This window comes from Reinekea marina, from assembly GCF_030409715.1.
Taxonomy (GTDB): domain Bacteria; phylum Pseudomonadota; class Gammaproteobacteria; order Pseudomonadales; family Natronospirillaceae; genus Reinekea; species Reinekea marina.
In genome coordinates this window covers 3262219-3282228 of the sequence record NZ_JAUFQI010000001.1, presented here as the reverse complement: position 1 = coordinate 3282228, position 20010 = coordinate 3262219, and the positions used below count along the sequence as shown (strand labels likewise).

At 42.0% G+C, this 20010-nt stretch carries 33 protein-coding genes and 1 tRNA gene; 24 read left to right on the top strand and 10 right to left on the bottom strand.

Features of this window, described 5'->3' with window-relative positions; genetic code table 11:
• The first annotated feature begins 180 nt into the window (after positions 1–180).
• Both QWZ13_RS18100 and QWZ13_RS18095 read left to right on the top strand, forming a co-directional pair.
• Positions 181–303, top strand: coding sequence for a hypothetical protein (locus tag QWZ13_RS18100; RefSeq protein ID WP_290283023.1), 123 nt, complete (start codon positions 181–183; stop codon positions 301–303).
• 202 nt (positions 304–505) lie between these two features.
• Entirely contained in the window at positions 506–655 is a 150-nt protein-coding gene (locus QWZ13_RS18095; protein WP_290283022.1) for a hypothetical protein, read from the top strand.
• 144 nt (positions 656–799) lie between these two features.
• Here QWZ13_RS18095 and QWZ13_RS18090 read toward each other — a convergent pair whose 3' ends face one another.
• On the bottom strand, positions 800–934 hold the full coding sequence (locus QWZ13_RS18090) for a hypothetical protein (RefSeq protein WP_290283021.1): 135 nt from the start codon (positions 932–934) through the stop codon (positions 800–802).
• Positions 885–1127, bottom strand: coding sequence for a hypothetical protein (locus QWZ13_RS18085; RefSeq protein WP_290283020.1), 243 nt, complete (start codon positions 1125–1127; stop codon positions 885–887). Before QWZ13_RS18085 ends, QWZ13_RS18090 begins: the two co-directional genes overlap by 50 nt.
• A 156-nt stretch (positions 1128–1283) precedes the next feature.
• Here QWZ13_RS18085 and QWZ13_RS18080 point away from each other — a divergent pair, with 156 nt between their 5' ends.
• From QWZ13_RS18080 to QWZ13_RS18070, 3 genes are read left to right on the top strand one after another with little or no spacing between them, the layout of a single operon-like run.
• Complete coding sequence (locus QWZ13_RS18080; RefSeq protein ID WP_290283011.1) at positions 1284–1685, top strand: hypothetical protein; 402 nt, start codon at positions 1284–1286, stop codon at positions 1683–1685.
• Positions 1631–1786: a hypothetical protein gene (locus tag QWZ13_RS18075; protein WP_290283019.1), complete on the top strand. Its 156-nt coding sequence runs from the start codon at positions 1631–1633 to the stop codon at positions 1784–1786. The genes QWZ13_RS18080 and QWZ13_RS18075 overlap by 55 nt, the downstream gene beginning before the upstream one ends.
• Positions 1767–2219, top strand: a complete 453-nt coding sequence (locus QWZ13_RS18070; RefSeq protein WP_196159771.1) for an HIT family protein — start codon at positions 1767–1769, stop codon at positions 2217–2219. Before QWZ13_RS18075 ends, QWZ13_RS18070 begins: the two co-directional genes overlap by 20 nt.
• Here QWZ13_RS18070 and QWZ13_RS18065 read toward each other — a convergent pair.
• A complete protein-coding gene (locus QWZ13_RS18065; RefSeq protein ID WP_290283017.1) occupies positions 2194–2349 on the bottom strand; it encodes a hypothetical protein in 156 nt (51 codons plus the stop codon). The genes QWZ13_RS18070 and QWZ13_RS18065 overlap by 26 nt on opposite strands.
• A gap of 209 nt (positions 2350–2558) precedes the next feature.
• Here QWZ13_RS18065 and QWZ13_RS18060 point away from each other — a divergent pair, with 209 nt between their 5' ends.
• The 7 genes from QWZ13_RS18060 to QWZ13_RS18030 all read left to right on the top strand — a co-directional run bounded on the left by QWZ13_RS18060 (position 2559) and on the right by QWZ13_RS18030 (position 7477).
• Positions 2559–2708: a hypothetical protein gene (locus tag QWZ13_RS18060; RefSeq protein WP_290283016.1), complete on the top strand. Its 150-nt coding sequence runs from the start codon at positions 2559–2561 to the stop codon at positions 2706–2708.
• Between the two features lie 249 nt (positions 2709–2957).
• Positions 2958–3407: a GNAT family N-acetyltransferase gene (locus QWZ13_RS18055; RefSeq protein WP_290283015.1), complete on the top strand. Its 450-nt coding sequence runs from the start codon at positions 2958–2960 to the stop codon at positions 3405–3407.
• 441 nt (positions 3408–3848) lie between these two features.
• Positions 3849–4052 (top strand): hypothetical protein, encoded by a 204-nt coding sequence (locus tag QWZ13_RS18050; protein WP_290283008.1) that lies wholly within the window; start codon positions 3849–3851, stop codon positions 4050–4052.
• Between the two features lie 135 nt (positions 4053–4187).
• On the top strand, positions 4188–4661 hold the full coding sequence (locus QWZ13_RS18045; RefSeq protein WP_290283014.1) for a GNAT family N-acetyltransferase: 474 nt from the start codon (positions 4188–4190) through the stop codon (positions 4659–4661).
• Positions 4662–4735: 74 nt separating this feature from the next.
• Positions 4736–5928, top strand: a protein-coding gene (locus QWZ13_RS18040; protein WP_290283013.1) for an IS3 family transposase whose coding sequence is annotated in 2 segments (ribosomal slippage) — positions 4736–5033 and positions 5033–5928 — 1194 coding nt in all. Because the reading frame shifts where the segments join, the coding sequence is not laid out codon by codon here.
• Positions 5929–6006: 78 nt separating this feature from the next.
• A complete protein-coding gene (locus QWZ13_RS18035; RefSeq protein WP_290283012.1) occupies positions 6007–6702 on the top strand; it encodes an HAD family hydrolase in 696 nt (231 codons plus the stop codon).
• A 373-nt stretch (positions 6703–7075) separates the two neighbouring features.
• Positions 7076–7477, top strand: a complete 402-nt coding sequence (locus QWZ13_RS18030; protein ID WP_290283011.1) for a hypothetical protein — start codon at positions 7076–7078, stop codon at positions 7475–7477.
• On the opposite strand, the gene QWZ13_RS18025 is transcribed toward QWZ13_RS18030, so the two are convergent.
• Complete coding sequence (locus QWZ13_RS18025) at positions 7474–7680, bottom strand: hypothetical protein (protein ID WP_290283453.1); 207 nt, start codon at positions 7678–7680, stop codon at positions 7474–7476. The genes QWZ13_RS18030 and QWZ13_RS18025 overlap by 4 nt on opposite strands.
• Here QWZ13_RS18025 and QWZ13_RS18020 point away from each other — a divergent pair.
• On the top strand, positions 7616–7942 hold the full coding sequence (locus QWZ13_RS18020; protein ID WP_290283416.1) for a DUF5958 family protein: 327 nt from the start codon (positions 7616–7618) through the stop codon (positions 7940–7942). The genes QWZ13_RS18025 and QWZ13_RS18020 overlap by 65 nt on opposite strands.
• 89 nt (positions 7943–8031) lie before the next feature.
• Here QWZ13_RS18020 and QWZ13_RS18015 read toward each other — a convergent pair whose 3' ends face one another.
• Positions 8032–8475, bottom strand: coding sequence for a hypothetical protein (locus QWZ13_RS18015; protein ID WP_290283010.1), 444 nt, complete (start codon positions 8473–8475; stop codon positions 8032–8034).
• A gap of 301 nt (positions 8476–8776) precedes the next feature.
• Here QWZ13_RS18015 and QWZ13_RS18010 point away from each other — a divergent pair, with 301 nt between their 5' ends.
• The 4 genes from QWZ13_RS18010 (at position 8777) to QWZ13_RS17995 (ending at position 10146) form a co-directional block, all read left to right on the top strand.
• Positions 8777–8977, top strand: coding sequence for a hypothetical protein (locus tag QWZ13_RS18010; RefSeq protein ID WP_290281924.1), 201 nt, complete (start codon positions 8777–8779; stop codon positions 8975–8977).
• A gap of 22 nt (positions 8978–8999) precedes the next feature.
• Positions 9000–9137 carry a hypothetical protein gene (locus tag QWZ13_RS18005; RefSeq protein ID WP_290283009.1) on the top strand — a complete coding sequence of 46 codons (138 nt, stop codon included), beginning with the start codon at positions 9000–9002 and terminating at the stop codon, positions 9135–9137.
• A 245-nt stretch (positions 9138–9382) separates the two neighbouring features.
• On the top strand, positions 9383–9586 hold the full coding sequence (locus QWZ13_RS18000) for a hypothetical protein (protein WP_290283008.1): 204 nt from the start codon (positions 9383–9385) through the stop codon (positions 9584–9586).
• Between the two features lie 116 nt (positions 9587–9702).
• Positions 9703–10146, top strand: coding sequence for a T6SS immunity protein Tdi1 domain-containing protein (locus QWZ13_RS17995; protein WP_290283007.1), 444 nt, complete (start codon positions 9703–9705; stop codon positions 10144–10146).
• Here the strand turns inward: QWZ13_RS17995 and QWZ13_RS17990 are convergent.
• Positions 10126–10248, bottom strand: a complete 123-nt coding sequence (locus QWZ13_RS17990; protein ID WP_290283006.1) for a hypothetical protein — start codon at positions 10246–10248, stop codon at positions 10126–10128. The two genes, QWZ13_RS17995 and QWZ13_RS17990, sit on opposite strands and share 21 nt — an antisense overlap.
• Between QWZ13_RS17990 and QWZ13_RS17985 the strand changes: the two genes are divergently transcribed.
• The 7 genes from QWZ13_RS17985 to QWZ13_RS17955 all read left to right on the top strand — a co-directional run bounded on the left by QWZ13_RS17985 (position 10234) and on the right by QWZ13_RS17955 (position 13076).
• Entirely contained in the window at positions 10234–10728 is a 495-nt protein-coding gene (locus QWZ13_RS17985; RefSeq protein WP_290283004.1) for a hypothetical protein, read from the top strand. The genes QWZ13_RS17990 and QWZ13_RS17985 overlap by 15 nt on opposite strands.
• A gap of 14 nt (positions 10729–10742) precedes the next feature.
• Positions 10743–10835 carry a DUF3265 domain-containing protein gene (locus tag QWZ13_RS20095; RefSeq protein ID WP_290283003.1) on the top strand — a complete coding sequence of 31 codons (93 nt, stop codon included), beginning with the start codon at positions 10743–10745 and terminating at the stop codon, positions 10833–10835.
• Between the two features lie 123 nt (positions 10836–10958).
• Positions 10959–11255 (top strand): hypothetical protein, encoded by a 297-nt coding sequence (locus QWZ13_RS17975; protein WP_290283002.1) that lies wholly within the window; start codon positions 10959–10961, stop codon positions 11253–11255.
• A complete protein-coding gene (locus QWZ13_RS17970; protein ID WP_290283001.1) occupies positions 11249–11371 on the top strand; it encodes a hypothetical protein in 123 nt (40 codons plus the stop codon). The genes QWZ13_RS17975 and QWZ13_RS17970 overlap by 7 nt, the downstream gene beginning before the upstream one ends.
• A complete protein-coding gene (locus QWZ13_RS20025; RefSeq protein WP_377361828.1) occupies positions 11368–11913 on the top strand; it encodes a DUF7010 family protein in 546 nt (181 codons plus the stop codon). The genes QWZ13_RS17970 and QWZ13_RS20025 overlap by 4 nt, the downstream gene beginning before the upstream one ends.
• Before the next feature lie 12 nt (positions 11914–11925).
• On the top strand, positions 11926–12597 hold the full coding sequence (locus QWZ13_RS17960) for an HAD family hydrolase (RefSeq protein WP_290282998.1): 672 nt from the start codon (positions 11926–11928) through the stop codon (positions 12595–12597).
• Between the two features lie 95 nt (positions 12598–12692).
• The gene (locus QWZ13_RS17955; protein ID WP_377361830.1) at positions 12693–13076 is read left to right on the top strand and encodes a DUF7079 family protein; all 384 of its coding nucleotides are present in this window, start codon (positions 12693–12695) and stop codon (positions 13074–13076) included.
• A 156-nt stretch (positions 13077–13232) separates the two neighbouring features.
• Here QWZ13_RS17955 and QWZ13_RS17950 read toward each other — a convergent pair.
• From QWZ13_RS17950 to QWZ13_RS17935, 4 genes are all read right to left on the bottom strand, one after another.
• Positions 13233–13317, bottom strand: a tRNA-Leu gene (locus tag QWZ13_RS17950).
• Between the two features lie 64 nt (positions 13318–13381).
• A complete protein-coding gene (locus tag QWZ13_RS17945; protein WP_290282995.1) occupies positions 13382–15331 on the bottom strand; it encodes a putative bifunctional diguanylate cyclase/phosphodiesterase in 1950 nt (649 codons plus the stop codon).
• 40 nt (positions 15332–15371) lie between these two features.
• Entirely contained in the window at positions 15372–17027 is a 1656-nt protein-coding gene (gene ettA / locus QWZ13_RS17940) for an energy-dependent translational throttle protein EttA (RefSeq protein WP_290283415.1), read from the bottom strand.
• A 111-nt stretch (positions 17028–17138) separates the two neighbouring features.
• Complete coding sequence (locus QWZ13_RS17935; RefSeq protein WP_290282993.1) at positions 17139–19949, bottom strand: ATP-binding protein; 2811 nt, start codon at positions 19947–19949, stop codon at positions 17139–17141.
• Positions 19950–20010 lie beyond the last annotated feature (61 nt).

Genomic DNA, 20010 nt, shown 5'->3' with positions numbered 1-20010 from the left:
AGCAACGGTTCACAACTTTAACAGGCTAGCTTGTACGCAATAGTCATCGCTCCCAAGCTAGGGTAAAGTGATTAGCTAGCCTAGTTAAGCTGGCAAGCAAGTTTAAAGGCCATCAAACTAAAATACCGCGTCAAAAGCGAAGCTTGATGGAAAACAATAAATAATTAAGCACGTTGGTACGTGATAGTTAAGAGCCACAGGCCACTACTTGTAACAAGGCGCAGCTGCATCGTGCCTACGGCACTGGACTCACTGTCTTTCGCCGCAGTGCTTTGCGTTATTGTGCAGACGAGGGATATTTAATATTAAATGGCACTATGTAGTAATTGTCATTTAATTTAGCACCATTTCCTCGTAAATAGATTAAATTTCCAGTGGCTTAAAGGTTTTTCCACTGGCATATTTAAGGCAATAATTTGTAGCAAAAGTCATAATATTTAGGCTTTTGTAATCTAAAAATAAAGGCAATGGTGGTCAATGCACATTAACAAGGTACAGCAGTATCGTGCCCACGGCACTGGACTCGCATACGCTCGCCACTGTGTACAACGTTACAGGTGGAAAAGTATTTAAGACTATTGAGTGTAGTTTGCACCAAAATATAGTTTTGCCCATATTAATTTGTGGTTTTAGGTGCAACGGTTCACAAATTTAACAGGCTAGCTTTTACGCAATAGTCATCGCTCCCAAGCTAGGGTAAAGTGAATAGCCAGCCTCGTTAAGCTGGCAGCCAATTTTAAAGGACATCAAGCTTAAATACCGCGTCAAAAGCGAAGCTTGGTGAAAAAACAATAAATAATTAAGCACGCTGGCACGTGATAGTTAAGAGCCACAAGCCACTACTTGTAACAAGGCGCAGCTGCATCGTGCCTACGGCACTGGACTCACTGTCGTTCGCCGCAGTGCTTTGCGTTACAGGTGGAAGGGCATTCATAGCTAATTATTGAATCCTGCACCAACAGATTAGTTTTGCCCGTATTAATTTGTGGTTTTAATTGCAACGGTTCACAACTTTCAAAGGCTAGCTTGTACGCAATAGTCATCGCTCCCAAGCTAGGGTAGAGTGAAAAGCCAGCCTCGTTAGGCTGGCAATCAAATTTAAGGGCCATCAATCCTAAATACCGCATCAAAAGCGAAGCTTGATGGAAAACAATAAATAATTAAGCACGTTGGCACGTGATAGTTAAGAGCCACAAGCCACTACTTGTAACAAGGCGCAGCTGCATCGTGCCTTCGGCACTGGACTCACTGTCGTTCGCCGCAGTGCTTTGCGTTAACTGCCTATGAAATTGAAGCGCGTTATTTATGAACTCTATGAGGTAGATCTCGTATCACTCAATATTAATCAAGAGTGGCATGAAATAGACCGAGAAATATACTTAGAGTTTGAAGGAGGAGAGAAGAAATACTTCTCATGGTGCAATAAGCCTGCCCAATACTCAGTGGGAGTTCAGAATCATCGCTTTAACACGAATGAGCCTGACCATGTAGTAGATGCTTCAAATTGGAATATGTGGCAAGGCTTAATCGGTAATGAAATAGAATTAATTAGTCGCGGTAATTTGCATCAGATCCTAGAGATCAAGGGGCAAGGCAAGTCTGTATATTTATCTAGTCAAGAACAAGGCTCATGGTTATCGGACGTTTTGCATATATCATCCACACTGCCAGAGTTCGGCAGTTAACAAGGCAAGGTTGCATCGCCATTTCGTGGCTGGACTGCTTCGCAGCCGCAACTTTTGGCGTTAACTTAAGGAATGAAGTAATTGGGAACACTCATACATGACCGTGTAGAAGCAGCACGAAATGGTAAAAATGAAACAGTAGTCTGCAAAACTAAAAGTGGCTGGGTAGTAATCGGAGACGTTCAGTTTTTAAAAGGTTATTGCCTTTTGTTAGCAGATCCAGTCGTTGAGTCTTTGAATAGCTTGACTGAAGAAGAGCGTAAGCAATATCTCTATGAGACAACAGTGATTGGAGATGCACTGTTAGAACTAACCGGTTGTTATCGTGTCAACTACGAAACATTGGGTAATAGCGAACCAGCTTTACATACACATATTTTCCCTCGCTACTTGTCTGAAGAGCCTGAAATACGAAGATATCCGGCTTGGTTTTATGATTGGGAAAATGCTCCAAAATTTAATAAAGATGAAATGGCAGAATTTGCTAATAAGCTAAAGCAATACCTTATTAAAGCTGGGATAGCCATAAGTTAACAATACGCTGTAGCAATGCAGCCTTAAATTCACCGCTATGCGGTGGGCTGTGGACTCGCTCACGCTCGCCGCTAAACTTTGCGTTACAGGTGGAAGGGCATTTAAAACTATTGAATGAATCCTGCACCAAAATATAGTTTTGCTCGTATAAATTTATGGTTTTTAGAGCAACGGTTCACAACTTTAACAGGCTAGCTTGTACGCAATAGTCATCGCTCCCAAGCTAGGGTAGAGTGATTAGCCAGCCTAGTTAAGCTGGCAAGAAAGTTTTAAGGCCATCAAACTAAATTACTGCGTCAAAAGCGAAGTTTGATGGAAAACAATAAATAATTCAGCACGTTGGCACGTGATAGTTTAGAGCCACAAGCCACTACTTGTAACAAGGCGCAGCTGCATCGTGCCTACGGCACTGGACTCACTGTCGTTCGCCGCAGTGCTTTGCGTTATTGTGCAGACGAGGGATATGTAAAACTAAATGGCACTATGTAGTAATTGTCTTTTAATTTAGCGCCAGTTTCCTCGTGAATAGCTTAAATTTCTAGTGGCCTAAACGCTTCGCCACTGGCATATTAAAGGCACTAATTCGTGGCAAAAGTCATAGTATTTATGCTTTTGTAATCTAAAAATAAAGGCAGTGGTGGTCAATGCACATTAACAAAGTACAGCAGTATCGTGCCTACGGCACTGGACTCGCTCACGCTCGCCACTGTGTACAACGTTAGTATTCTAAGGATGAGCATGATCGAACCTTATAAAGTCGACTATAAAGCACGTTGTTATGAAATTTTTAATGAACTTGATGGTTGGTTTGGGAGTGAAGAAATAAATTCTGACTATGCGAACCAGCTAAGCGAAGATAGTGCATTAGTGGCAATAGTTGACGGTAGAGTGGAGGGTGTAATATCAATTGATTGGCACTTCGAAACTACTGCTGAAATTTATTCAATGGCAATTAGTCAAAAGAATCATCGCAAAGGTATAGGCAAGAAACTCATGGTTGCAGCTGAAAAGCTAGCTAAAAAGAAAGAGTATAAATTTCTTCATGTAAAAACTTTAGGAGACGAAGTACCACACCCTGGTTATAAGAAAACAAGGGCTTTTTACGAAGCTTTTGGCTTCAAGAGATTGTTTCAGACAAAAGACCTTTGGGACGGCCTGCCAACTATGCTATATGTTAAAGCAATCTAATACTAACAATTATAGGCACGGCGACTCGTAAACTCGCGCGTGCTAAAGGCGTTACAGGTGGAAGGGCATTTAAAACTATTGAATGAATCCTGCACCGAAATATAGTTTTGCTCGTATAAATTTATGGTTTTTAGAGCAACGGTTCACAATTTTAATAGGCTAGCTTGTACGCAATAGTCATCGCTCCCAAGCTAGGGTAAAGTGATTAGCCAGCCTAGTTAAGCTGGCAACCAAGTATGAAGGCCATCAAGCTATTATATCGCGCCAAAAGCGAAGCTTGATGGAAAACAATAAATAATTAAGCACGTTGGCACGTGATAGTTAAGAGCCACAAGCCACTACTTGTAACAAGGCGCAGCTGCATCGTGCCTACGGCACTGGACTCGCTCACGCTCGCCGCAGTGCTTTGCGTTACTAGTAATAATTAGATAAGGATAATCTATGAATATTAACTTAACTTTTTTAGGTCAATTTTTGCTGATTTTTTGGTTTATACCACTTCTCAGTATCATTTTCTCGAAGAAGGTTTCAGGTAAAGAGAAACTTGCTTGGCTTTTAGCTATGATCTTTGTATCTTGGTTCGCATGGGTATTTTATATGCTATTAGCTCCGCTAAAACCAAAACAAATAGAGCTCCAAAGTTAAATATGAAGGCAACCCAGACTAGTAACAAGAACCAGCACAATCAGGCACTCCGTGCCTTGGACTCGCAACAAGTTGCTCGCCTGTGTGGTGGACGTTATGTGTACCTGTAAGTCGTAAAGCAAAGGGATAATCAGATTGTTTAGAATTAGAGAAGCCGTTGAGAAAGATGCGAATGAAGCTTGTGCTGTATTGATTCGATCGATTAAGGAAGTCTGCGCAAAAGACTATCCGAATGAGGAATTCGTGGCAGAATGGCTAGAGAACAAAACACCTGAAAATATAAAGTTGTGGATAAATAATCCAGAAACTTATGAAGTCGTTTGTGTGGATGAAGATGATAAGGTGGTTGGTTTTTCAGCAGTAACTTTGTCAGGTGAAATACTATTAAACTATCTTTTGCCTGAGGCTCTTTACAAAAATAGTGGCAAGGCAATGTTAGCCGCTTTGGAAAAACGAGTTATACAAAACGGCGTAGAGAATATACGTGTCGCTAGTTCAATAACCGCTAAAATGTTTTATGAGCGAAATGGCTTTATAAAAAATGGCGAGCCTTTGGTAATACATGGTATTACAACTGATTTTCCACTAATAAAGCGAGTAAACACATAACAAGCGCATGCAGCCGGACGCTGAACTTCCCCCGTTTTAGTGGACACCTCTAGATAACGCATCTGGAGGTAATTTTGCCAAAGTATAATAATCCACGTAAAACGTGGCAGTATTCAACAGAGTTTAAAGTTCGAGCTGTTAAAATGAGCTATCAACCTGATATTAAAAGTTCTCAGGTTGCGGAAGGCTTGGGTATTCATCCATTTATGTTGTCCCGTTGGCGCAAAGAGTATCGAGAAGGCCATCTTCAAGGTGATGGAAAAAGGCGAGTAGGTTTGTCAAAGAAACGCAAAGTGAAATCGGCGAAGCAAATAACTGAGAACGCTCAGTTAAAAAAAGAAATCGATAGATTAAAGAGGGAAAATGACCTTCTAAAAAAGTGGCAACAGTATCTGGCGGATCAACATCAGAACGATTTGGGTTCATCCACAGATACGGAAAAGAAATAGGGGTACGTAACCTTTGTCGTTGGATGCAGGTATCGCCCAGCGGCTACTATGCATGGCGTCAGCGAGGGACAACAGATCGGGCATTGTCCGATCAGCAATTGTTAAAACAGATCACGAAGATATTTGACGACAGTCACGGACGATATGGCAGTCCTAGAGTCTATGAATCCCTGCGTCAGAGCGGTTACCGCATCGCTAAGAAGCGTGTCGAGCGGCTAATGCGTGAAGCAGGGCTCAAAGCCAGGGTCACCAAAGTAACGCGGCGAATGCCCGGACTTAAACGCTTCATAGCGAAAGGTGAAAATCGATTATTAGCGCGCGACGCTGCAACGGCACCGGATCAAGTTTGGGTCGCCGATGTAACCTATATTAAATTACAAAGAAAGTGGACGTATTTAGCAACGATCATGGATCAATACTCGCGCCGGATATTGGGTTGGTCATTATCCTATTCTAGAACAACGGAGTTAACGACAACCGCTTTAAGGTATGTCATTAAAAAAGGGCGAAACCCAAAAAATGTTATTTTTCACACCGATAGAGGTGTTGAATTTACGGGCTCGGTCTTTCAATCTGAATTGGTAAAATATGGTATGCATCACAGTGTCAATCGACCAGGACATTGTACAGACAATGCGTTCATGGAATCGTTTTACCATTCCTTAAAAGGTGAGTTAATCCGGCAAACCTATTTTAAAGGAATAGAAGAGTTGCGATCTGAGCTTAGCAGGTATATAAATAAATTTTACAATACGGTGAGGTTACACTCAGGTATTGGGTATATGTCACCAATTAATTATGAACAAATGGCAGCGTGAATCCCGAGGTGTCCATTTTATCGGGGGAAGATCAGACGCAGCCTAGCTGCGCCGCTTAGCTTTGCGTTATGGTCCATTATGTATAAAGCATTAGTATTTGATTTTGGAAATACTATAGCAAAATCAGGTTCGTTAGCGAATGCTCTTAAATCTGTCGTTGATGACGAGAAAGCTTTTGTTGTAGGAAAACAGATTGAAAAAGAAATTAGCAATCTATATAAGCCGGACCAGAAAAAACAGCCCGAGTGGACGGATATTTGGGCACATTGCTTTGAGAGGACAGGGCTTCCATTTAGTGAGAATATTGGTCGTAGGCATTTAGAAGAGTTTTGTCGTTCTAATGAAACTTTTCCGAACGTAGAAAAAATGCTTATAGAGTTAAAGAGAAACGGATATAAGTTGGGCTTGTTGTCAAATGCTACCGGTCCTAAAGAAATCTTCCAAAATGATTTAGAAGCTCGTGGGTTGGCAAAGTACTTTGATAGTGTTGTTTGGTCGTGCGCAATTGGTTATAGGAAGCCGTCTTGTAATGCTTTTGAGGCTGTTCTTGGTGAATTGGGTGTTAGGCCCGAAGAATCGCTCATGATTGGAGACTCTGAAATTGCTGATGTTGAAGGAGCGACTAAAATGGGTATGGATGCCGCATTGGTATCACCAAAAATAGCTATTAAAACAAATGCGAAATACCAGGTGGCTATAGATCGACTATTTTACGATGTACTAGCCATAACAAAAACAGGCAGTGGACGCGAAAATCAGGCGCCACAGCTGTAGACGTTACAGGTGGAAGGGCATTTAAAACTATTGAATGAATCCTGCACCAAAATATAGTTTTGCTCGTATAAATTTATGGTTTTTAGAGCAACGGGTCACAACTTTAACAGGCTAGCTTGTACGCAATAGTCATCGCTCCCAAGCTAGGGTAGAGTGATTAGCCAGCCTAGTTAAGCTGGCAACCAAGTATAAAGGTCATCAAGCTAAACTTCCGCACCAAAGGCGGAGTTTGATGGAAAACAATAAATAATTAAGCACGTTGGCACGTGATAGTTATGAGCTACAGGCCACTACTTGTAACAAGGCGCAGCTGCATCGTGCCTACGGCACTGGACTCACTGTCGTTCGCCGCAGTGCTTTGCGTTAACTGCCTATGAAATTGAAGCGCGTTATTTATGAACTCTATGAGGTAGATCTCGTATCACTCAATATTAATCAAGAGTGGCATGAAATAGACCGAGAAATATACTTAGAGTTTGAAGGAGGAGAGAAGAAATACTTCTCATGGTGCAATAAGCCTGCCCAATACTCAGTGGGAGTTCAGAATCATCGCTTTAACACGAATGAGCCTGACCATGTAGTAGATGCTTCAAATTGGAATATGTGGCAAGGCTTAATCGGTAATGAAATAGAATTAATTAGTCGCGGTAATTTGCATCAGATCCTAGAGATCAAGGGGCAAGGCAAGTCTGTATATTTATCTAGTCAAGAACAAGGCTCATGGTTATCGGACGTTTTGCATATATCATCCACACTGCCAGAGTTCGGCAGTTAACAAGGCAAGGTTGCATCGCCATTTCGTGGCTGGACTGCTTCGCAGCCGCAACTTTTGGCGTTATGAATTTTTATGAGTGAAAACGAGCTACTTATTAACAAGTTAGCACAAGGTATAATAGCCATCGAATATGGTGTTATGTTGTTTTCAAGAGCTTCAGATCTTGAGAAAGTAGAGCTAATGAAGGCTCTAGACTTATGCATATTTCAATCTCATCCAAATCAAAGGGATATAGAAAAAGGTATAACTCTATCCGGCCTAAAGCCTACATATTCATCATGTGTAATCGTTGTTAAGAAGCCTTTTAACGAGGCACGTGCAAAACTAAAGGCATTAAACGGGATAGACTTGGAACGAGCATTCTTGCTTTTGATCTCTATCTTTTCAGCCGCTGACGGTAGACGAAGAGAAACTGAATGCAAGAATGGCTGTTCTCATGAATGGCATAATCTGCCTCATTCATAACAAAACGCTGTAGCAATACGGCCCAAAATTCACCGCTTCGCGGCGGGCCTAAGGATTCGCTCCTTCGTCGCTCACCGCTAAGCTTGGCGTTAGGTATAAATTATGAGTTCTACCTCACATGAAAAAATGGCAGAAATGAGCACAGAGAAATTATACGAGTTTACAACTGAAAATGACTCGTCCGATAGGAAATGGAAAGCTATGCATATTTTGGAACAGCGAAGGATGGCACCAATGATAGATGCGGCAAATCGTTCTGCAGTTGCGGCAAAATACTCAGCGATCGCAGCTTTTACTTCTGCTTCGGTAGCCATTATTGCTCTTTTAGTAACCCAATTTTGAAGCAGCAACAAACACCTAACAATACGCTGTAGCAATACAGCCTTAAATTCACCGCTTCGCGGCGGGCTGTAGGACTCGCAGTCGCTCGCCGCTAAGCTTTGCGTTACAGGTGGAAAAGTATTTAAGACTATTGAGTGTAGTTTGCACCAAAATATAGTTTTGCCCATATTAATTTGTGGTTTTAGGTGCAACGGTTCACAAATTTAACAGGCTAGCTTTTACGCAATAGTCATCGGCCCCAAGCTAGGGTAGAGTGAGTAGCCAGCCTAGTTAAGCTGGCAACCAAGTATAAAGGTCATCAAGCTTAAATACCGCGCCAAAGGCGAAGCTTGATGGAAAACAATAAATTATAAAGCACGTAGGCACGTGATAGTTAAGAGCCACAGGCCACTACTTGTAACAAGGCGCAGCTGCATCGTGCCTACGGCACTGGACTCGCTCACGCTCGCCGCAGTGCTTTGCGTTATAGGTTTTAGTCGAGGATAATATTGAATGCTTTGCCCTAGATGTTCACAAGGCTCAATAATAGAAGCTAGGATCAGAGCTAAAAACGAGAAAATATTCCTGTGTGAAGAGTGCGAAGCCACTTGGTTCAAGAAAGAACATATTCGAGGTGGGAAATGGGTAGATTACGGAACCTATATGCAGTCAAAAGGTTTAAAGCCTTTATGGAATGAAATAGATTTAGCTTAATCGCAATAGCCTATAACAATGAGTGGCTGGAACAGGCCCGCTTAAAACCGCTTGCGCGTCGGGCCTTCGACTCAATACCGTTCGCGCCAGCACAACAACGTTATTGTGCAGACGAGGGATATTTAATACTAAATGGCACTATGTAGTAATTGTCTTTTAATTTAGCGCCAGTTTCTTCGTGAATAGCTTAAATTTCCAGTGGCTTAAAGGTTTTTCCACTGGCATATTAAAGGCTTTAGTTCGTGGCAAAAGTCATAGTATTTAGGCTTTTGTAATCTAAAAATAAAGGCAGTGGTGGTCAATGCACATTAACAAGGTACAGCAGTATCGTGCCTACGGCACTGGACTCGCATACGCTCGCCACTGTGTACAACGTTACTAGTAATAATTAGATAAGGATAATCTATGAATATTAACTTAACTTTTTTAGGTCAATTTTTGCTGATTTTTTGGTTTATACCACTTCTCAGTATCATTTTCTCGAAGAAGGTTTCAGGTAAAGAGAAACTTGCTTGGCTTTTAGCTATGATCTTTGTATCTTGGTTCGCATGGGTATTTTATATGCTATTAGCTCCGCTAAAACCAAAACAAATAGAGCTCCAAAGTTAAATATGAAGGCAACCCAGACTAGTAACAAGAACCAGCACAATCAGGCACTCCGTGCCTTGGACTCGCAACAAGTTGCTCGCCTGTGTGGTGGGCGTTATAGATAGATAGGAACTTAGATGCCATTCATTCGAGAGATAACTCAAAATGAAATAGAAAAATTTCTTCCTGAGTGGTCATGGTTAGTACCATCCGATTCAACTCCTTTATTCATAACGGCATTTGGAGATTGGGTATTTGGAAACCCAGATGGCTCTCTTTCTTTATTGTCGGTGCTGGATGGAGTGTTTGAAAGAATTGCTGAGAATTCTAATGAATACAACAAGCTTAAAAATTCTGAAGAGTGGCTCGACGAGATATTTATTGCTAGCTGGTATCAAATCGCTATAGAGAACGGGGTTATTCCAAATGATAGTGAATGCATCGGCTGGAAGATTCACCCTGCGATTGGAGGTGAGTTTAAGGTAGGCAATCTTCAAGTTTTTGATTCATTAGTGTATCAATCGCTAATGTCTCAGTTGCATGCCAAAATTCAAAGTGCCTCAACATCTATAACAAAGTGAAGCACCCGCCCGTACCGGGCTTTGGACAAAAAACTCACTGGCGTTCATTTTTTGCCGGTGTTCAACGACGTTTTGTTCTAGGAGGACATGGTGGAATATCAAAGGGACAGGGTAACTTTTGGCGTTTTTCGGAAACTTGTTGTAAAGCTGTATAAAGCCCTCTTATTCAAGCTTTCAAACAAAAAAGAGAAGCTAGAATGGCAGCTTCTCTTGATAGCCGATTGTTTACGAATCATTGGGCTTTGTAGGTTAGCTTATCGGATGGCTTCCAAAGTGCATACTTCAACGGCTAGCGTTAAGTACAAGTTCTGGTCAACACATATTTCAGGTATGGCTCTGCAATATTCAGGTGACATGATTGGCGCTGAAAAAGCATTCTTAAAAAGCCAAGACTTTGCTTGTGAGCTTTCGTTGAGTTTTAACTTGCAGCATTTGGGTAAATTGAACGTTGAGGTTGGCAACTATAAACTGGCAGAGCAACAGTTCATAGAAGCATTGGCAATTCGAGAAAAATTGAAACAGGCAGACTTGGTAGAGTCGACTAACAGGGCGATTCGAGGACTACAAAAGCTACGAACATAACAAACTGTTTAAGAGTGATTCGCAACGCGTGGCATTTTTACTATGCGTTGGTTTTAGTGTTTAGGGTGGTATGCGGGAGCTTCGGTATTGGGTTGCTCACACCTTAACAGGGCGTTATGCATAGGAAAATTATGTACAAATACTTAACACTATTAATGACAATTATAATTAGTACGTTGTCCTGTGCACAGGAAATCGATCCGAAGGAATATACTGAGGACTTTTCCTTATTGTGTAATGAATCTCGTGAGTTTATTGTAGGGAATTCAGCTCTCGATAATGCCATCGTGTGGTCAGATAGCCATACCGAAGTGGTGGCAATAACTAGCTCTGAATTTTGTGGCAACTTAGGGTGTTCAGCAATTGTTGCATTTGCCGTCGGTGCGAAATGTGTTGCAAAGGAAATCCATTCAGTTCAAACATTTATTCCAATTTTGCTTAATGAGAGGGAAGTCCAAATAAACAACGTGACTGGGTGTACGGCGTGGAGGCTAAATGAAAGTGCTGTTGAAAGAGTCTCATGCTAGAAAATTATAACGAGGCGCGCCAGGTAAAAGCCCACCTAAAATTCCGCTTTGCGGCGGGTTTAGGGCTCGTCCCTACGCTTAACGCTGTGCAGCTCAACATTACGGAGTACCTATGAAATTTGAAGAAGCACAAAAGGACATGAATTTTTCATATTTTGGAGGTGGAACTGGTGTTCTTGCTTCTGGATTTGTATGGAGTCTGGCAGGCTTAACTGCATTGCTTCATACGAATCAAGGGAGCATGCTTACTCTTTTTATTGGTGGTATGTTTATACATCCGTTGGCTATGCTGTTATCAAAAGTACTTAAGCGTCCAGGGAATCATAACCCTAATAATCCTCTAGGTAAGCTTGCTTTAGAAAGCACTATTATTTTGTTTGTCGGTTTATTCTTGGCTTTCTATGTTGCAAAGCTTCATATGGAATGGTTTTATCCAATTATGCTCATGGCTATTGGTGTACGCTATTTAATTTTTAACACTTTATATGGTGAAAAAATTTATTGGATTTTAGGTGCTGTATTAATGTTATCCGGCATGTTTTGCATTTTATTGGGGGCTAACTTTATAGTCGGTGCCTTTATAGGTGGTCTAACAGAAATTATATTCTCTTTAGTCATTTTCTATAGATCAAAAGGTTTGGTGTTAAACGCCGTATAACAGGGCGACAATATGTCATCACTATTATTCGACCTAGACGAGACCCTGATAGATCGAGAAGAGACAATGCGACTCTTCTTAACTAATCAATATCCCAGGTTTAAAGAATCTATCAAAGCAACAAAGGATGAATTTGTCAGGTCAGTGCTTCATCATCAAAAGAATGGATATGAGAACAAGCATACTGCGTATCAATTAGCTTGTGTCGAGTTGTTTGGTTGCGAACAGATTGCTGATGAATTATTCAATGACTTCAAAGATAAGTATGGCTTTGAAGCCGTGCTTTTTGATGGTGCTAAAGAAACTTTAGATGATTTATTTCAGAAATATTCCCTTGGTATTGTGACTAATGGCAGAGCACGATGTCAGAATGCTAAGATAGATTTTGTGGGTATCAGACATTTCTTTAAGGCTATCAAGATATCAGAAGAATTTGGATCTAAGAAGCCTGAACCTAGTATATTTGAAGCTTGTTTGAATGAATTAGGGAGCTTAGCTAATTCTTGTATTTGTATCGGGGATAACCCCGACAACGACCTACAACCGGCAAGAGAACTTGGAATGAAAGTTATCTGGGTTCGTAATACTAACTTTTCCACGCCTAAAGAGGTAGACGGAATTATTGATTCCATAAGCGACATACAAGAAGCAATACAACGAATCGAAACCCTAAAAAATGCCTAACATTCAACAGTATCGGGCTACCAGCATACTTATTTTAGCCAACCTATGTAGCGCCTTTTTTCGAGGTTCTAGGCACAACGGGAAGCCATAATTTGATGATGTCTCAGATTAATCTTAATAAAAGAAAACCTGTTTGGGTTGCTCTGTCTGATTTGTTTTTGGATACGGATGTAACTCGGTATTATGAAAATATTGTTCGTGTGTGCGTTGAATCAGATTACTCCCCTGAAGAAATAAGATTAATATTATTTGATGAGGTGGCACCAGCCGTATCTAAAAATTTATTAAGTGTTGCAGGGGAGTGGTCCGGTTTTGATAAAGGCTGGCTTATTGAAGAGATTATCCGCGGTATTCGACGTAAGAAGCCCTTTTTTGGCTTTTTAAATAAGTGGACCAAAACTATTGGTATTAAGCATTACCTTAAAGAGCATTGGAGTGTGCTTGAGCCTAGAATTGTTGCGCTACGTGACGGTGCCTAACAACGCTTTGCATATGAGCATTCCTCGCGTTAAGGGCGCTTTAAAGGCTATCGCTGGTTGAACATTAAGTTCCTAAAGTGAGCCTGAATAGGAAATTGCAATAAAGGTGAAAAGCTTGAGTTTTGTGTAGCAATACTAGAAGACTCTAGTAAGAGATGGTGCGGACGGAGAGACTCGAACTCTCACACCTTACGGCACCAGAACCTAAATCTGGCGTGTCTACCAATTTCACCACGTCCGCACGTCGATGAGGTGCGCATATTAAGTAGAAAACTTATATAAATCAAGAGCTTATTTAAATTATTTTACTGAATTGTGATTTTTTTGTGTTTTAACCAGTCTTCAGCCTCTTCTATGGGCTTTGGCTTGGCATAGACAAAGCCTTGAATCGAGTGGCATCCAAGCTTATCGATCAGTGTTAGCTCTTCTTCTGTCTCAATGCCCTCGGCCACTACTTTAATATCTAAGTTGCTGCACATTTCGACAATACTGCGTACTACGGTCTGCTGCTTCTCAGATTCGCGGATGTTTGCAATGAAACTACGGTCTAGCTTTAAAATTTGAAATGGCCACTGGGGTAGGCGTGACAAGTTGGCGTAACCGGTGCCAAAATCATCCAAGACTAAGGTTATGCCCAGTTCCCGTATTTCATGTAACAGCCTTAAAAACTCACTGTTGTTTTCGGGTAGGCGATGTTCGGTTAATTCAAGTTCGATGTATTCAAACACTCTTGGCTCGCGTGCTTGCCATTGGTAAAGGTGGTCTAGCAAAGTGGAGTTGATCGTTTGCAAACTCAGGTTTACCGCCAGCTTCAGTGGTTCATTGCCTTCCGATATCCATTCTTGCAGCAGCGATAGGGCATATTCGAGAATGTATAAATCAACATGCCGAATTAAGCCATTGCTTTCTGCTAACGATATAAACGTGCCTGGGTATTGAATCTCGCCGTTGTCGGTTTGAATACGGGCTAAGCACTCCAATGCTTCTATTTGGTTGGTGGTGCAATCTATACGTGGTTGAACGTGAACAATAAAGGCTTCATCGGCGATGGCTTGGCGCAACATCTGCTCTTTATTTAAGCGCCGCTCGGCTTGGCCTTCATAGCTGTCTTTGTACCAATGGATCTGATTCCGGCCGAGCTTTTTAGCGTTAAAAAGCGCAATACTGGCGTTCTGTTCTATTTCTTCAAGTGTACTGCCGTGAATGGGCATTTGTGCCGCCCCTATCGAGGTAGTAAAGCTATACTGGCCTTCTTGAAGGCTAATTGGCTGCTTTAATAACTCAAACAAGCGTTCAATAGATTGAGTCATTTCATCGTGCTCTGGCCAAATAGCAACAAATTCATCGGCCCCTAAACGGGCTAAGAATGCCCCTTTTGGACTCGATTCTTTTATACGATTAGCGACCGTTTTAAGCAGTACGTCACCCGTGTCTTTACCCAGCGAGTCATTGATGACTTTAAAATGATCAAGATCAACGTGTAAGCACAATGGGTTTAAATCATCCCACTTATCGACTTTAAATTGGCTTTTTAGAGCTTGCTGGTTGGCAAAGCCAGTTAGAACATCAATGCCTTGGCTATGAGATTGACTGTCGAGTTTGTAAACAGAAATATCGACCGCTAAGCCTAATACGCCAACAACATTGCCATCTTCGCCCAGCAAGGCGTAGCGTTCAATTTTAACCCAGCGAGGTGGCTGCCCGGTTATTTCAAGCTTTAACTCTAAAATATGTGCTTTGTGATCTGAGAGTACTTGTTGATCGGCGGCCTGAAAGGCATTTGCAAGCGATTGGTTAAGAAGGTCGGCATCGGTTTTTCCGATAGGGTCTACATTGTTGCACCACTGGCTCACAAACGCTTTATTGGTTACAAGGTACCGGCCGAAACGGTCTTTAAGCCAAATGGGGTAGGGGAGGTTTTGAGAAAGAGATTGTAACAGTATGTGGTCTTCTCGAAGTTGTTTAGAGGAATCGAGCATGTCTTTTGCCTGAATTATGGCATTTTGAATGTGTTTTTGATCATTTTGAGCCAACTTCAGCGACAAAGAAGCAAAGAGACGGAAAGCAACCGCCATAAGTGCAACGCTTAAAAACAGCATAATGACGGCAAACATGGTGCTGGCCATACCGTAGTCGGTGTTAAAGAACCAAAAACCACCCAGCAATAAAAAGCCTGAGCTAAATCCAACGCCAATTAAGGCGAATAACGTTTTTTGATATGGGTTTACAATTTTACGTTGTTTAGCGTCAGGCATTGCTTTCTCTACAATCAATGAATGGTATCGAAAAATGAGATTACTTTATTCGCTTATACTTCATGCGCTTAGGCCCTTCATTGCCATGGCGTTTGCGGTAATCTGCATCGTACTCGCTAAAGTTACCTTCAAAGAATACGGTTTGTGAATCACCTTCGAATGCCAATATATGGGTCGCAATTCGATCTAAGAACCAACGGTCATGCGAGATCACTACAGCGACACCGGGGAAGGCTAAAATAGCTTCTTCTAGGGCACGCAGTGTTTCAACGTCTAAGTCGTTGGTCGGCTCATCGAGCAGAATTACGTTCCCGCCTTCTTTTAATAGCTTGGCTAAGAATAGGCGATTTCGTTCCCCACCGGAGAGATTTTTTACAAATTTTTGCTGGTCACCGCCTTTAAAGTTGAAGCGTCCTAGATAGGCTCTAGAGGAAGTCTCATAGGTACCAATGGTGATGTTATCTAAACCGTCTGACACTTCTTCCCAAACGGTGTTCTCGCCATTCAGCTCGCGCATTTGGCCAACAAAGGCGGTTTTAACGGTTTCACCAATCTTAATAGTGCCTTTATCGGGCTGCTCGCTGCCAGATATCATCTTGAATAGTGTTGATTTACCCGCGCCGTTACCGCCAACAATACCGACAATAGCACCAGGTGGAATCACAAAATTGAGGTCATCGTACAGAACACGACCATCAAAAGATTTTGAAATCCCTTCGGCTTCGATCACGATGTCACCCAAGCGAGGCCCCGGAGGAATATACATTTCGTTGGTTTCGTTACGCGTTTGAAACTCTTGAGAGTTCATTTGCTCAAACTGTTTTAAACGTGCTTTTGATTTAGATTGACGACCTTTACTGCCCTGGCGTACCCACTCAAGCTCGGCCTTAATGGCTTTCTCATGTGAAGCTTGTTGCTTAGACTCCATTTGCAAGCGCTGCTCTTTGTTCTCAAGCCACTGGCTGTAGTTGCCTTCAAAAGGAATGCCGTGTCCACGGTCGAGTTCCAAAATCCAACCCGCTACGTTGTCTAAGAAATAGCGGTCATGGGTAATGGCCACCACGGTGCCCGTAAACTCATGTAAAAAGCGTTCAAGCCAGGCAACAGACTCGGCATCCAAGTGGTTGGTTGGCTCATCCAGTAACAACATATCAGGGTTAGAGAGTAGTAATCGGCACAGCGCGACTCGGCGACGTTCACCACCAGATAAATTTTTAACGCTGGCATCCCAATCGGGAAGGCGTAGTGCATCTGCTGCAATTTCCATGCGCGTTTCGGCATTGTGACCATCTGATGCATTAATGATGTTCTCTAATTCTTGCTGGCGAGCGGCGAGCTTGTCGAAATCGGCATCGGGTTCAGCATAAGCGGCATAGACGGCGTCTAACTCAGCTTGCGCATATTTCACCTGATCCATCGATTCTTCGACAACTTCGCGAACGGTTTTAGAATCGTCTAGCTCGGGCTCTTGGGGTAGGTAGCCAATGTTTAAGCCTGGCTGCGGGCGCGCTTCACCAATAATATCAGTGTCTAGGCCGGCCATAATGCGTAATAAAGTAGACTTACCGGAACCATTGAGACCTAAAACCCCGATTTTTGCACCCGGAAAAAAAGAAAGTGAGATGTCTTTTAGTATTTGTCGTTTCGGTGGAACGATTTTACCGACACGATTCATAGTAAATACATATTGAGCCACGGAAATTGCCTCGTTAACTGTGGTTGATGTAATGTTGATCAACGCATGGGTTTAAGAATCAATGCAGTTTAAAGGGCTTCGAGGCAGATTTCATCCTTCGTGAACAAAAACTCAACCTAATTGGCTAGAATCTTTCATTAAAGGGAAGTATTGCTGTAGTTTTTGCATAAGTGAATCGCGATGGATGGGCTTTGCTAAGTAGTCGTCCATGCCAACCGCTAGGCAAATCTCTCGATCACCCGACATGGCATTGGCCGTCATGGCGATGATGATTGTAGGTACTCGGCTGGCGTCTTTTTGTTCAAGTTTACGAATGGCCAATGTGGCGGCAAAGCCATCGAGTTCGGGCATTTGGCAATCCATAAAAATAAGGCTGTAGGGGGTTTCGGTCGCTTGCGTAATGGCATCAACAGCTTCTTGGCCGTTAGCAACGGTATCGCATTGTAAGCCGAGCGATTTTAAAATACCTTTGGCTACTAAGGTATTGGTAAGGTTGTCTTCTGCCAGTAAAATTTTGAGATGTTTCGGCCAGTCAAAACGAGTGGCCAGTACTTTTGAAGTCGATTTTATCTCATTCACCATGTGCCGAGTAACGAGCGTTGGTTTTTTACCCTTGGGTGAGTCTTTTTCATCGGCTAACAGCAGTAGCATGTCTTTGATTTCATTAGAGTTCATTGGCAGCGATATGTAAGCATCAAAGCCCATGTGACCAAACAATTGTCCATCGCCCACTAGCGCATTAGACGTGGCCACAATAACTTTCGACTCTTCTAATTGAATGTTGTTTTTAATCAGCTTCAAAAATGCCTGTGCCGTTTTTCGAGGGTCATTCAGTTCAATAAAAATATACTGTGGAGGTTGATCGGCCGGTTTATAGTTGTTGATCAGTCTTGGCTGTATATCGGTAATGCACATGCCAAGCTCTAACAGTTGATCTTTTAGATGTGTATGGTGTTGGGTGGGGTCACTTATTATGAGTGCGTTTTTAAAGGCGATACTGATGTTTGGGATGGCTCTTGGTGTTACCCAAGATAAACCAACGGGCAATGTTACTTTGAAACAACTGCCTTGCCCTACCGTGCTTTTTACATGCACTGTGCCATTCATTTGAGTAACTAGGCTTCCTACGATAGATAAGCCTAAGCCTGTCCCGCCATAGTGGCGCGTAGTTGAAGCATCTTCTTGTTGAAAGGCTTTAAAAAGCGAATCAATTTTTTCGGCCTCTATGCCAATGCCCGTGTCTTCTACTTCAATCGTTAATATATCATCGTTGTGATCACTGGGCATTAAATCGCAGCTTATTTTAACCCTGCCTTGGTGTGTGAATTTTATAGCGTTGCTTAATAAGTTAGTGATGATTTGCCGAATGCGAGTTGGATCGCCGCGCATAAATTCACGTGCTAAGGAACTGTGCTCTACAATTAGAGATACGTCTTTGGCTTCGGCTAACACTTCGACAGATTCAACCGTTTCTTTTAATAAATTCACAAAATTAAAATCAATGGTTTCTATAATTAATTTACCGGCTTCTATTTTGGAAAAGTCTAAAATGTCATTGATGATGGTGAGAAGTGAGTTAGCACTTGATAGGGCTACTTTTAAGCGGTGATGCTGTTCATCTGTAAGAGAGGTTTGATCAATTAATTCAATCATGCCAATAATGCCGTTCATCGGCGTTCTTATTTCATGGCTCATGGTGGCTAAGAATTTACTTTTCGCCAGAACGGCTTCCTCGGCTAATTCTTTCGCTTTCACTAAATCGAGCTCAAACTCTTTGCGCTCTTGAATGTCTTGGATGGAGCCCATAATGACCGCGCAGTGACCATTTTTGAACTCGGCCTGGCCGGTGAAGTGAATCCAGCAGGTGTTTTCTTTGGCGGTAATGATCTCGCATTCAACACTGAAGGGGGTGCCGTATTCAGTGGCGCGTTCAATGGCCCTTACAATGGTTTGCTTTGATTTTCCGGGTTTAAAAAAACTAAAGGCGGTTTCGAAATTTGGTTCATAGCTATCGTCGACTTCATATATTTTCTTAGTCATTGATGACCAAAATAATGTGTTCTTTTCTAAATCAACGACCCACGCGCCTAGGCGAGCGTGTGTGCCCATAGTATCGATCATCGTGTGTTGGCGATCTAATGCGAAGCGCTGCTCGGTTAACTGTTGTAAGGCGTTATTCTTTTGTTCTATTTCATGGTCTAAAATATCGCGAGAGGCCGTAACTTTAGCTAAGTTTTCTGCCATTTCATTCAGAGTTTGGCTTAAATTTGCAACTTCGTCTCGACCGGAAACTTCTATTCGATGGGATAGATCACCATGGCCAATAATTTTAGCGGCATCACTGAGTTGCTTGAACCGAGACAACAAACTGCTGCGCAGTATTACAAGTAATACGCCGATAATGACTAACGAACTCGAAAGCAGCATAACGAAATTATACTGAGACAAGTCGCGAATAGACCCTAGAGCATGGGATTCATCGTAACTTACGTTAAGTGTGTATGTGTTGCCGAAAAATTCAGCCGGAAAAACTAATATTCGGCGTGTATTCCCAAACAGGTCGTTTGTATCGCTGGCACTTAGTTTGTTTAAATTGAGTAAGGGAGTGTTATTTTGATCGAAAAGTTGAATATGAATATCGTAATTTTGATATAGCTCAATATTTTGATTCCATAGGCTCAATTGATCGAGAACATCTTGTTCATTGCCAGCTGACTTGGCAATACTGGCCAAAGTCACTTGACTGGCACGTGTTAAATTCGCCTCTATTTGTTCATAAATAATGGTACTGGCTCGTTGCATGATCAAGTAAGTATTCAATGCCAATAGCACCAGCAGTAAAGTGACACCTGTCAGCGCTACTTTTTTGGCAACAGATAGCTGTTGGTATAAATATTTAAGCGCATTTAAGGGCTTGATCATGAGTTAGGAAACCTAAAGCGAAAATCATAAAAAAAGGACTCAAACTCAGGTTAGTCGAAAC